This is a genomic window from Aeribacillus sp. FSL M8-0254 (assembly GCF_038008845.1).
GTDB classification, from domain to species: domain Bacteria; phylum Bacillota; class Bacilli; order Bacillales; family Aeribacillaceae; genus Aeribacillus; species Aeribacillus composti.
On sequence record NZ_JBBOZY010000001.1, the window covers coordinates 3,006,122 to 3,018,713 of the forward strand.

At 38.7% G+C, this 12,592-nt stretch carries 11 protein-coding genes; 4 read left to right on the forward strand and 7 right to left on the reverse strand.

Annotated elements, in window-relative coordinates:
* Positions 1-19 precede the first annotated feature (19 nt).
* On the reverse strand, positions 20-844 hold the full coding sequence (locus NSQ44_RS14555) for an aldo/keto reductase (protein WP_094244595.1): 825 nt from the start codon (positions 842-844) through the stop codon (positions 20-22).
* An 81-nt stretch (positions 845-925) separates the two neighbouring features.
* The gene (locus NSQ44_RS14560) at positions 926-1,501 is read right to left on the reverse strand and encodes an NAD(P)H-dependent oxidoreductase (protein WP_340857416.1); all 576 of its coding nucleotides are present in this window, start codon (positions 1,499-1,501) and stop codon (positions 926-928) included.
* 198 nt (positions 1,502-1,699) lie between these two features.
* On the opposite strand from NSQ44_RS14560, the gene NSQ44_RS14565 reads away from it, so the two are divergent.
* Together NSQ44_RS14565 and NSQ44_RS14570 are read left to right on the forward strand one after the other, a co-directional pair.
* On the forward strand, positions 1,700-1,939 hold the full coding sequence (locus NSQ44_RS14565; RefSeq protein WP_094244594.1) for a hypothetical protein: 240 nt from the start codon (positions 1,700-1,702) through the stop codon (positions 1,937-1,939).
* 101 nt (positions 1,940-2,040) lie between these two features.
* Positions 2,041-2,658 carry a DedA family protein gene (locus tag NSQ44_RS14570; protein ID WP_094244593.1) on the forward strand — a complete coding sequence of 206 codons (618 nt, stop codon included), beginning with the start codon at positions 2,041-2,043 and terminating at the stop codon, positions 2,656-2,658.
* A 200-nt stretch (positions 2,659-2,858) separates the two neighbouring features.
* Here NSQ44_RS14570 and NSQ44_RS14575 read toward each other — a convergent pair whose 3' ends face one another.
* The 3 genes from NSQ44_RS14575 to NSQ44_RS14585 are packed head-to-tail and all read right to left on the reverse strand — an operon-like array spanning position 2,859 to position 6,057.
* Positions 2,859-4,007 carry a thiolase family protein gene (locus NSQ44_RS14575; RefSeq protein WP_340857418.1) on the reverse strand — a complete coding sequence of 383 codons (1,149 nt, stop codon included), beginning with the start codon at positions 4,005-4,007 and terminating at the stop codon, positions 2,859-2,861.
* The gene (locus NSQ44_RS14580; protein WP_340857419.1) at positions 4,004-5,485 is read right to left on the reverse strand and encodes an AMP-binding protein; all 1,482 of its coding nucleotides are present in this window, start codon (positions 5,483-5,485) and stop codon (positions 4,004-4,006) included. Before NSQ44_RS14580 ends, NSQ44_RS14575 begins: the two co-directional genes overlap by 4 nt.
* A gap of 11 nt (positions 5,486-5,496) precedes the next feature.
* Positions 5,497-6,057 (reverse strand): biotin transporter BioY, encoded by a 561-nt coding sequence (locus NSQ44_RS14585; RefSeq protein ID WP_340857421.1) that lies wholly within the window; start codon positions 6,055-6,057, stop codon positions 5,497-5,499.
* A gap of 480 nt (positions 6,058-6,537) precedes the next feature.
* On the opposite strand from NSQ44_RS14585, the gene yidC reads away from it, so the two are divergent.
* The gene (yidC, locus tag NSQ44_RS14590; RefSeq protein ID WP_340857422.1) at positions 6,538-7,314 is read left to right on the forward strand and encodes a membrane protein insertase YidC; all 777 of its coding nucleotides are present in this window, start codon (positions 6,538-6,540) and stop codon (positions 7,312-7,314) included.
* Between the two features lie 268 nt (positions 7,315-7,582).
* Here yidC and yhbH read toward each other — a convergent pair whose 3' ends face one another.
* Together yhbH and NSQ44_RS14600 are read right to left on the reverse strand one after the other, a co-directional pair.
* Positions 7,583-8,749, reverse strand: coding sequence for a sporulation protein YhbH (yhbH, locus tag NSQ44_RS14595; protein ID WP_340857423.1), 1,167 nt, complete (start codon positions 8,747-8,749; stop codon positions 7,583-7,585).
* A gap of 197 nt (positions 8,750-8,946) precedes the next feature.
* Entirely contained in the window at positions 8,947-10,842 is a 1,896-nt protein-coding gene (locus NSQ44_RS14600; RefSeq protein WP_063387245.1) for a PrkA family serine protein kinase, read from the reverse strand.
* 449 nt (positions 10,843-11,291) lie between these two features.
* Between NSQ44_RS14600 and NSQ44_RS14605 the strand changes: the two genes are divergently transcribed.
* A complete protein-coding gene (locus NSQ44_RS14605) occupies positions 11,292-12,404 on the forward strand; it encodes a glycerol dehydrogenase (protein ID WP_340857425.1) in 1,113 nt (370 codons plus the stop codon).
* Positions 12,405-12,592 lie beyond the last annotated feature (188 nt).

Consider the following 12,592-nt stretch of genomic DNA (forward strand, 5'->3'; position numbering starts at 1 on the left):
ATTTCTTATTTCTTACCTTTTAAAAAGTATCAGGATCAGGACCTATCCGCTCATTTTTATTGAGGGAATCGATTTTTTCCATATCTTCTTGAGATAGTTCAAAATCGAAAATAGAAGCATTTTCAATAATTCGATGCTCTTTTGTCGATTTTGGAATTGTCACGACCTCATGTTGAAGATCCCAACGGAGAATCACCTGTGCGATCGTTTTATTGTATTTTTCAGCAATCTCGGCTAAAGTTTCATTATCGAGAAGCCCGCCTCTCATAAGCGGGGACCAAGCTTCAAATTGAATGTTTTGCTCTTTGCAATATTTTCTAAGTTCCTCCTGTGTTAATCTTGGATGAAATTCCACCTGATTAACCATCGGTTTAATCTCCGCACTTTGCAATAAATCCTCTAAATGGTGAACATGGAAGTTGCAGACTCCAATCGCCCGAACTCTTCCGTCTTTATACAACCGTTCTAATGCCTTCCATGTTTCTTTATATTTTCCTGAAACTGGCCAGTGGATTAAATATAGATCCAAATAGTCTAATCCTAATCGATTTAAGCTGTCATCAAATGCTTTTAATGTAGAGTCGTAGCCTTGATCGTCATTCCAAACTTTTGTTGTGATAAATAGTTCTTCTCTCGGTATTCCCGATTCTTTTATCGCAATTCCGACTCCCTCTTCATTTTTATAATATGCCGCCGTATCTATGCTGCGGTAGCCGGCTTTAATTGCTGATTTTACAGCTTGAATTACTTCTTCCCCTTCGTTGACTTTATATACGCCTAAACCAAACCACGGCATTTTAACACCATTATGTAAAGTCACCGTATCTTGCAAGCTTTTGACCAACCAACTCCACTCCCTTTCTAGTTTTGGTGCATCATTTCTATTATGCATGATCCTTATCAAAAAGTGAATATTTCGAAAAAATTAAATCATTTCAACTATATCTTCTACTTCCTTTAGCATCGCCTTTTTCGTATTTTCATCAACATAAGGAACTGAATAAAAAAACTTATGAGTGATTGTTTCAATCCCGCAAAAATTTAAAATACCGACATCAACGATTGTCTCCATTGATGCAATTAACTGATATTGCTTTAAATATTTTTCCGGATGAGATGTTGTTTGAAAAATAATCGCTCTTTTATTTTGCAAAAGCCCTTTTGCCCCTTCATCCGTAAACGTAAAAGCGAAGCCATTCGTGAATATTTTTTCGATATATCCTTTTAAAATAGCGGGCATGCCGTTCCACCATGTCGGATAAATAAAAATTAATTGTTTCGCCCACGAAAAATGCATTTGCTCTTCTTGTATCGCTTTGGATACGGCTGGATTTTGTTTTGTAAAGTAATCCTCTTTTAAGACAGGGTTAAAGTTCATTTCATATAAATCCCGAATTCTAATTTCATGCTGCTTTTGCTGAAGTTTTTGTACAGTAGTCTGCAAGATCGCGTAATTAAAACTGTTTGGATTTGGATGGGCGTAAATAATCAGTGAATTCATAAAACTACCTCCAGATGATGTTACTTTTAGTATGAAAGTTCTTGTTGAACTTCATGCACGACAGAAAATAATGAATCCCCTTTCATTTTTCATAATTTTTGAAATGGAAAATAATCATAAAATAAGGTTGAAAGTTAGTTGGAAACTGATAAAATAACAGTAATCTAAATCTTTTTTTGAAAAGGCTGGGAATACTATTTGAGTACAAAAAAAACTTGCCGTTTTATTATTCATGCAACTGGAAAAAATGGAGAAACGTATTTGGCGACTTGTCAAAACAAATGGGAAGTAAAACAATGGATTGCAGCCAATTATTCGAAAGTAAATAAAAAAGAATTGAAAATCATCGACAAACAGAAAAAACAAATAGTAGCCAAAAACATTTTCATTGTGTCCACCGTTTTAATTGCACTTTATCAGCTTTATATACTTCTTTAGGGACATCCAGTCAATTGGCTGGATTTTATTTTTGATTATTTTTTGGACAATTTCTTTAGTATAATATATAGAGAATTTGTTCTTTATTAGGAGGAACTTGAATGGAAAACTGGATTACAGAATTTATGGAGCAATATGGCTACCTCGGGATTTTTTTAATTATTGCGCTAGAAAACATTTTTCCACCGATTCCGTCCGAAATTGTCCTTCCTTTTGGCGGTTTTATGACCACTTATTCGAACTTGACAGTTCCAGGAGTTATTTTGGCGGCAACTTGCGGCTCCGTTGTCGGTGCAATCATTTTATACGGCATCGGTCTGTTGCTGGATGTTGAGAGGTTGGAAAAAATTGTTGACCGTTGGGGATACATATTGAAAATTTCAAAAGAGGATATACATAAAGCAGACAATTGGTTTGACCGTTACGGCATATGGACTGTGTTATTTTGCCGAGTTATTCCGTTATTGCGAAGCTTAATTTCCATTCCTGCTGGAATGTCCAACATGAATTTCGTTTTATTTTTGATTTTCACTACGATCGGTTCTCTCGTATGGAATATATTTCTCGTATCGGTTGGCGCGGGATTAGGAGAAGCTTGGCCTCTCATTACCGAATACATAGATATTTATTCAAAAATCATTTATGCTGTGATCGCCGTTCTTGTATTTGCTGCCATCATCATTTGGTATTTTTTTCGATTCCGACGTTCCAAATCATAACGATTTGCCTGAAGCGCTGAAAAATAATATATGCACGTTTTTATACTTTTTGCTCGCCTCAATCAAACAAATACCGCTCGCAATAATGATTGAGGCTTAGCTATTCCATTCATCGCTGATAAGCGATTATTTCCATTTGTCTGGTCGAATGAAAGGATATTGGAAAGCTGCTTCGAAAACGCGCTTTCCAATGATTTGTTTTATGCGTCATACAATTCAAACAATGTAGCGAGGCCCAGACCACCTGCGATTCCTAATGTTGCGATTGCCCGTTTGCCTCTCAATCTTTTCATTTCTGTGCAAAGCCTTGCAACAAGAATAGCGCCTGAAGCACCATAAGGATGTCCGATGGCAATAGCCCCTCCTCCCACATTCAGCTTTTCCAATGGGATGTTTAATTGCTTAACAGAAGCCAATACTTGAGAGGCAAAGGCTTCATTAAATTCGATTAAATCGATATCCTCCATTTGCAAGCCGGTTCGTTTCAGCAGCTGTTGCACTGCTGGAACAGGACCAATGCCTAAAAGGTTCGGATCGACACCTGCACTTGTACAATCGACAAATTTCAGAACGGGCAGAAGCCCAAGCTCTCGGCATTTTTTTTCAGACATGACAAGGACGGCACAAGCCCCGTCGTTCAATGGACAAGAATTGCCAACAGTCACTGTGCCATTTTCTTTAAATATCGGCTTCATGGCACGAAGCCTTTCCAAGCTCAACCTTTTCCTTGGACATTCATCACGATCCATGCCATTTACAGGGACAATTTCACTGCTGAATCTGTCATTCTCCATCGCTTGAACCGCTTTTTGATGGCTGCTGTATGCAAACAAGTCCTGCTCTTCCCTTGAAATTTGAAACGCTTCCGCAACATTTTCCGCCGCTTCCCCCATTTCAGGATCACCGAACGACTCCGGTGAAAACCGTGCTCTCGTATAGATCTTAGGTGGCTTCATTTCATATAAAGATAAAGGTTTTTCAATTTTCCAAGGGGCAAGGCTTGTACTTTCGACTCCTCCGGCAATATAAATGTCGCCGGCTCCTGATTGGACAAGCCGGCAAGCGAGATTCACCGCTTCCAATCCTGATCCGCATTGGCGATCAACAGTAATACCCGGAACTTGATCGGGAAGCCCCGCTAAAAGGAGTGAGAGTCTAGCGATATTTCCTCCTGGACCGACCGCATTTCCTAAAATAACTTCATCAATTTCCTGCGGATCAATTCCGCTCTCGTCTACAACCGCTTTGATGACTGCAGCAGCCAGTTGTTCAGGGCGGACGTTTTTAAACATTCCCCCCATTTTTCCAATAGCCGTTCTTTTTGCCATAACAATGACAGGGATCGTCATTTTTCTTCCCCTTTCACAATGAATTCAAGTTCTTTTCGCGCAATCTTTCCGCTGGATGTATAAGGGAACTCGTCCACTTCATAAAACGTTTGCGGGCATTTATATAACGGGAGCTCAGATCGGCAATAGCGCTTTAATGCATTGAAGCTTCTATGCTGAGCTGTCTCTTTCCATTTAATAAATGCAACCGGCTTTTGCCCCCAATAATCGTCCTCTACTCCAATAACAACCGCTTCCTCAACCTCATCCCGTTCCTTCAAAACTTTTTCAATTTCTTCCGGATAAATATTTAAACCGCCGCTGATGAACATATTTTTCTCGCGCCCAACGATCGTTAGAAAACCGTTCTCGTCTAAGTACCCTAAATCACCAATTGATGCGCCGTCATCCTTCAATACATTTTTTGTTTCAATCGGGTTGTTGAAATACCCTGAAAATAATAAGTTGCTACGTACGACTACTTCCCCAACTTCATTAAAGGATGCTTCCGATCCATCTTTTTTTCTGATTGCTACTTCCACACCTGGAAAAGGAATGCCGACACTTTTTGGCGCTTTTTTAAAAATTTCATCATCGACATAACTGACAAAGCTTAATTCTGATGCGCCATAAAACTCAAACAACTGTCCGTTCGGAAACATTTCTTTTAACTGCTTTCTAGCTTCATAAGAAAGCTTTGCACCAGACGAAATGATTGTTACATTGTTCATTATGCATTTCTCTTCATTTTTCTTCATTTGAAGCAAAGCTTGAATCATCGTTGGAACACCATAAAATACAGTTGCCTCTCTCTTTAACAAAATATTTAATGTTTCCTTTTGAGAAAAAGCCGGGAGCAAATAAAAAGTCGCCCCGATATGTAAGGCGTGAACAGCCGCAAACAGGGACAACGAATGACATAAAGGGCCGGGAGCAAGGATGACATCATTTTTTCCATATCCAAAAATTTGTTCTCCGACATTAAAGCTTTCCAGCCAGGATTTATGATTTCTCATATATCCTTTCGGTTTTCCAGTTGAACCTGAAGTAAAGCCGAGATAAAACAATTCTTCATCAAACTCTTCCCACTTCTCGTGATGATCCGTTTGGACATCTTTTTTTATTTCATCAATTAACATGACGTTCTCCTGCTTTATTCCGGTCCGCTCCAAAAAATCGCGGCTTCCAATGCATACATCCAGCTGGCCGCTTTCCAATACATGCCGGATATCGCGCTTTCTCCATTTTGGATCAAAAGGAACAGCAATCCCGCCAAGTGTAATAACGGCAAAAAACACTTCTAAAAATTCTGAAGTGTTTCCCATTAATATGCCAACTTTTATATTTTTTTTGTTTGTCATTCGAACGAAAGCTGTTTGTATTTTTTTTATATTTTCGTACAGTTCATAATATGTAACTGTCTCTCCATTTATTTGTTGAATTGCCGGTTTTTGAGGATGTTCGTATGCAAATTGACTAATGTTTCTCCCGATCCCCATCAGCTCACCCCTTAAGCAGCCTGTTTATTACGAGCTTTAATCAATGGATACGATTTTTGAATTCTTACTGCCAAAAATGCTGCAATCACCGCTTTTGTTAAATCTCCTGGAATATAAGCCAACGCCGATATGCTCGCACTTATCCAATTCATATTGGCAATCCAAGACAAATAGGAAATGCCGCATAAATAAACAAATAAAATGCCTCCAATTATATTAAATACTAACACTTTCCAAAATGCTAATTTTTCAAAATTCTTTTCAACTAAAAAACCGATTATAAAGGATGCAAAAGGCCAAGATAAAATATATCCACCGCTCGGACCAAATAATACTGCCAGCCCGCCTCTTCCGCCAGCAAGAATCGGTGCTCCGGCTCCTACAAGTAATACAAACAACAATAAACTGATAAATCCTCGTTTGGATCCTAATATTGCCCCTGCCAGCATCACACCTAATGTTTGAGCGGTGATTGGCACTGGCGTGAACGGAAGCGCAATCGGCGGTATGAGGCCGAGCACAGCAACAACAGCCGCGAACATTGATACTAATACCATATCATATAACTTCATATAAATAACTCCTTTCGAAAAAATTTTATAATCACATAATAGTTGAAATAACGATTTTTGTAAACCTAAAATTTATTTAGGTTTACATTAAAATGTTTTTTCATAAAGAAATGACAATTAGGCTTGTTCACGATACAATATCTTTATAATTGCTATTGAGGTGACTCTTGTGCCCGAACTAGAGCTGACTTTTGATACATTAATCATCGCCCTTTCACTGCAGATCTGCATACAGATCGGGCTAAACTTTTTTCATCGTTATGTCCGTACTGGTTATCAAATTTCTGCCAAAGCGAAATTTGAACAGTTCAAAAACAGCTTTTTTGACAGCATTTCAAGAGAGATCCCGTATTTCACTTTCCTTTTTCTTTCATTTCTTATAAAGAAAAGAAAGCGGAAAGAGGGGCCGGACGATAAGGAGGATCATCTTTTTCCTTCCCTGTTGGAGACACATTTTGTTTATTTATAAGGAGGAAAAAGATGCGAAATATTTTGTATATCGTAGTCATGATCACTTTTGTTGCACTAACTGGATGCAGCGCTGGCAGCTCAAATCAATCAGGCTTTTTCCATCAAACATTCGTTGAACCTTTTTCAATTATTATTAAAACTTTTGCGGACTGGTTTCACGGCAGCTATGGAATCGCGATTATTTTAATTACGGTCTTGATTCGATTGATTCTTATGCCGTTCATGCTTCGCCAATATAAAGACCAGCAAAATATGAAATTGAAAATGGAGAAAGTCATGCCGGAGATGAAGGAGCTGCAAGAAAGGTTTAAAAAGGCGAAGGATCAAGCAGAACAACAAAAAATTCAAAAGGAAATGATGGATTTCTATCGAAAGCACGACATCAATCCATTGAAAATGGGCTGCCTTCCCATTATTATTCAAATGCCGATCATCATGGGGCTGTATTATGCCATTCGCGGTTCGAAAGAAATTGCAACACATTCATTTTTATGGTTTAACCTCGGAACACCTGACCTTATTTTGACGCTTTGTGCTGCAGCTATTTATTATGTGCAATTTAAAGTTTCCATTAGAACGGTACCTGAAGATCAATTGCAAGGACCGATGAAAATGATGGGAATGCTATCGCCGCTAATGATAGGAACAGCTTCTTTAGCTTCACCAGCTGCCTTGCCTCTTTACTGGACAGTGAGCGGATCATTCCTTATCCTACAAACAATGCTTGCGCAAAAGCTCTACTATAAACCAATAGAAAAAGAAAAAGGCAAGAACTCTGAACAGTAGAATCAGTAGCCGTACAAAAATACCTTTTGCGAACAATATGAATAAACTAGCGAATTGATCTTTCCTCTTGTGTTAGACAGTAGAATAACCTGTCTAGCGCAGGAGGAAATTTTTTGGTTGAAGGGGCCTGTGAAAATCTTCGTGCTTATCTTCTCTCCAACATGCAAATGAATCTGCTGAAATTTTCCTTCAAAAAATCTTTTTGAACAACTGTTACCAGAAAATGCTAAACAAAAGAAGGAACCTATGTCAGGTTCCCTTTTCACACTTAGCCGGTTTTACTTTCTTGTTTTTTAAAAAAAGTTTTCATCGCATGAAACACATCTGCTTTTTGCTTTAACACAAAATAGCGGAATTTTGGATTGTTGATGTTTTTATAAGCAGACATTAAGGTGGAGTATCTGTTGTACTGGTTAACCTCGCCGTAACAAAAGATGTTGCAAATTTTCATTAGTTCTTCGACAAGCTTCACGCATCGTCTGTTATCTGAAGTTAAATTATCTCCATCGGAAAAATGGAACGGATAAATATTGTACCGGGAAGGCGGGTATTTTTCTTCAATAAGTGCTAATGCTTTTCGATAGGCAGAAGAACAAATGGTGCCTCCGCTTTCACCTTTTGAAAAAAATTCATCCTCAGTGACAACTTTTGCCTCCGTATGATGGGCAATAAATTCAATATCTACCGTTTCGTATTTCGATCTTAAAAATCTAATCATCCAAAAGAAGAAACTTCTCGCCATGTATTTTTCCCATATTCCCATAGAACCGCTCGTATCCATCATTGCAAGCACAACAGCTTTTGACTCTGGTTTTTCCACTTCGTTCCAAGTTTTAAATTTCAAATCTTCCGGATATATCGGATAAAAACTTCGTTTTCCTGCCATCGCATTTCGTTTAAATGCCGAAAGCATTGTCCGTTTTTTATCAATGTTTCCTATAAGGCCTGTACGGCGAACATCGTTAAATTCTATTTTTTCAGCAATATTCTCATCCATTTCTTTTTGCTGTAAATCTGGAAGTTCAAGTTCCTGAAAGAAAGCTTTTTCCAAGTCCATAATCGACACTTCAGCTTCATAATAGTCCTCTCCAGGCAAATCTCCAGCGCCTTCGCCTTTCCCAGCTGCTTGTGCATCATTTGTGCCATCCCTCGCAACGACATCGCCAATTTTACTGTCTCCCTTTCCTTGGCCGACATGCTTGTTTTTGTCATAGTTATATCGAATTTTATATTCATCAAGCGACCGTATCGGAATTTTCACTACATTTTTTCCGTTTGACATGATGATACTTTCTTCTGAAATAAGATCAGGGAGATTATTGCGAATCGCTTCTTGCACTTTTTCTTGATGGCGAACTTGGTCATCATGGCCTTTACGATGGAGGGACCAATCCTCTCTAGAAACAACAAAGTGATGGTTCCCTTTGGATGTCATTTTTTTCCTCCCTTAAAAAATTGGTAATTCTTTTATTATATTCAAACGAATGGGCTCGTTTGGACAAATAAAAGATTATTCTATCATATGCTCGAATCTTCCAAAATTGACATGCTGTTGCACACCTTTTTTGATTAGAAATTTTGAAAAAAATAGCGCCCATTCGGGCGAATCATGAACGAAACCAGCTTCAATTGTCAACGATTTAGTAAACTGCCTACATAGCGAAGAAGTTCATTGGCAGATGTTGAATTGTATCCATATTCATCAATGAGTCTCGCTACAACCTCGTTAATTTTCTTTAATTGCTGTTCGTCAGGCGTTTTAGTTGACGTTGTAATTTTCACAACGTCCTTCAAATCAGCAAACAATTTTTTCTGAATAGCTTCGCGCAACCGCTCATGGGAATTGTAGTCAAAACGTTTCCCTTTTCTTGCATATGCTGAAATGCGAATCAAAATTTCTTCTCGGAAAGCTTTTTTTGCATTTTCTGAGATGCCGATTTGCTCCTCAATCGAACGCATCAATTTTTCATCCGGATTCATTTCCTCGCCTGTCAGCGGATCGCGGATTTTACTTTTATTGCAATAAGCTTCAACATTATCTAAATAGTTGTCCATTAAAGTTTTTGCCGATTCTTCATATGAATAGACAAACGCCTTTTGAACCTCTTTTTTCGCAATTTCATCGTATTCTTTCCGCGCGATGGAAATGAAATTCAAATAACGCTCACGGTCTTCTTCTGAAATCGAAGGATGCTGATATAAACCTTCTTTTAACGAACGAAGTACATCTAACGCATTGATAGAAGGCACTTCTTTCCGAATAATGGTAGAAGAAATCCGATTGATGACGTAACGAGGATCGATGCCGCTCATTCCTTCTTCCGGATATTCCTTTTTTAGCTCTTCCACATCTACAGCATTAAACCCTTCAACCAATTCTCCGTCGTAAAGCCGCATCTTTTTCACGAGATCGATATCCGATCTCTTCGGTTCTTTTAAACGGGTTAAAATAGTAAACATTGCCGCTACTCTCAATGTATGCGGAGCGATATGAACATCGGATACATCGCTTTCTTTAATCATTTTTTCGTAAATTCTTTCTTCATCGGAAACCTTTAAATTATACGGGATCGGCATGACGATAATTCGCGAATGGAGAGCCTCATTTTTTTTGTTTGAAATAAATGAACGATATTCTGTTTCATTCGTGTGAGCGACTATGAGCTCATCAGCTGAAATGAGCGCGAATCGGCCCGCTTTAAAATTTCCTTCCTGAGTTAGAGATAGCAGATGCCATAAAAATTTTTCATCACATTTCAACATCTCTTGAAATTCCATCATTCCTCTGTTTGCCTTGTTAAGCTCTCCATCAAATCGATAAGCCCTCGGATCGGATTCTGAGCCGTATTCAGCAATTGTAGAAAAATCTATACTTCCCGTTAAATCGGCAATATCCTGCGATTTTGGATCAGACGGACTGAATGTGCCGATTCCTACCCGTTTGTCTTCTGAGAAAAAAATTCGTTCAACTAAAACATCCTCAATTCTTCCGCCGTATTCTTCTTCAAGGCGCATCATATTAAGTGGAGATAAATTGCCTTCAATTCGAATGCCGTATTCTTTATAAAAGTCGTCGCGAAGATGGTGCGGAATTAAGTGCAAAGGATCTTCATGCATCGGGCAGCCTTTAATTGCATAAACTGCACCTCTATCAGTTTTCGAATATTCTTCTAATCCCCTTTTTAACAAAGTGACAAGTGTAGATTTCCCGCCGCTGACAGGACCCATTAACAACAGAATTCTTTTTCTTACATCCAGCCGCTTAGCAGCGGGATGAAAATATTCTTCCACAAGCCGTTCCAATGCTTCGTCCAGTCCGAAAATTTCCTGGTTGAAAAATTTATATCGTTTTCGGCCATTAATCTCCTCAATCCCTGCATCTTTTATCATATTATAAACGCGAGAGTGGGCGGATTGGGCTATCCATGGTTTTTCTTTTAATATTTCCAAATATTCAGCGAAGGTGCCTTCCCATTTTAAGCGCTCTTCCATTTCTCTATGCTTTTCGATTTTTTTCAAAATATCCATCAGGGACCTCCTCCATCGTTGGTTTGAGCACCAGATTAATACAATTTATGCGAGGATGTCCTTAAAGATGCTTTTTGATTAGCTTAATATTTGAAAATGAGTTAAAAAATTTTGACAAAATGACAAACCTTAGGGAAATTCTTTCACTCGTTGGGAATGTTAATGTATAATAAAACTAGTAATTTTTGATTACGTTGTACATATGAAGGAGGGATCTTTTTCATGAAAACTGCTTTAGTTTTAGGTGTCTGCATCGCATTTTTAGTTGCTATTTTCACGGCAGGATACAACGATAAACCTGGTGTCAACAAAAAATAATTTTGTGCATATTGATGATTTGTTCACAAGTAGTCCTCCCGGTAATTTTGTGAAGCGGTAAAGCAGGAAGGGAATTGCGGCTTGTTTTAGTTCCATGAAAATAACTCCAAAACATAAAAGAGGTGCTAATTATGGCGACAGAAAGAGTATTTATCAGCCCTGCAAAATATGTTCAAGGTAAAAATGTCATTACAAAAATCGCGAATTATCTTGAAGGAATTGGAAACAAGACAGTCGTGATAGCTGATGAAATAGTTTGGAAAATAGCTGGGCATACAATCGTAAACGAATTAAAAAAAGGAAATATTGCAGCCGAAGAAGTAGTTTTTAGCGGAGAAGCTTCAAGAAACGAGGTAGAAAGAATCGCGAATATTGCAAGAAAAGCAGAAGCTGCTATTGTAATCGGCGTTGGTGGAGGAAAAACGTTAGACACCGCAAAAGCGGTAGCGGATGAATTAGATGCTTATATAGTGATTGTGCCGACAGCTGCTTCAACTGATGCGCCAACTAGTGCTCTTTCTGTTATATATTCTGATGACGGCGTATTTGAAAGCTACCGTTTTTATAAAAAGAATCCAGATCTTGTACTTGTCGATACGAAAATTATCGCCAATGCTCCGCCACGTTTACTTGCCTCTGGAATCGCTGATGCACTTGCAACTTGGGTGGAAGCACGCAGTGTTATAAAATCCGGAGGAAAAACGATGGCGGGCGGTATCCCTACAATTGCAGCTGAAGCAATTGCAGAAAAATGTGAACAAACTTTATTCAAGTACGGGAAGCTTGCCTATGAATCAGTAAAAGCAAAAGTCGTCACCCCTGCGTTAGAAGCGGTCGTCGAAGCAAACACGCTCCTTAGCGGACTAGGTTTTGAAAGCGGCGGTTTGGCAGCGGCTCATGCTATTCATAACGGATTTACCGCGTTAGAAGGCGAAATACATCATTTGACACACGGAGAGAAAGTGGCATTTGGTACTCTTGTCCAGCTCGCTCTCGAAGAACATTCACAACAAGAAATTGAACGCTATATTGAGCTTTATTTGAGCCTTGATTTGCCAGTCACGTTGGAGGACATTAAATTAAAAGATGCTTCGCGCGAAGATATACTAAAAGTCGCTAAAGCAGCAACCGCAGAAGGGGAAACAATCCATAATGCATTCAATGTGACAGCTGATGATGTAGCAGATGCGATTTTTGCTGCTGATCAATATGCGAAAGCATATAAAGAAAAACACCGCAAATAACGTTTTGAATTGGCATTTCTTCATGGAATACCTTATTGACTGCAAAAAAGGCCAGGCGCTTTGACAGCCCTGGCCTTTGTATTTGCTTTTTTAACCTTATGGTAGTCCGCTTCCTTCTCATACTTCCTTTAATAACCGCCAAAAATAATGTATATTTACAATCCGAAAGAAGCCCAAAACTAAAAGTG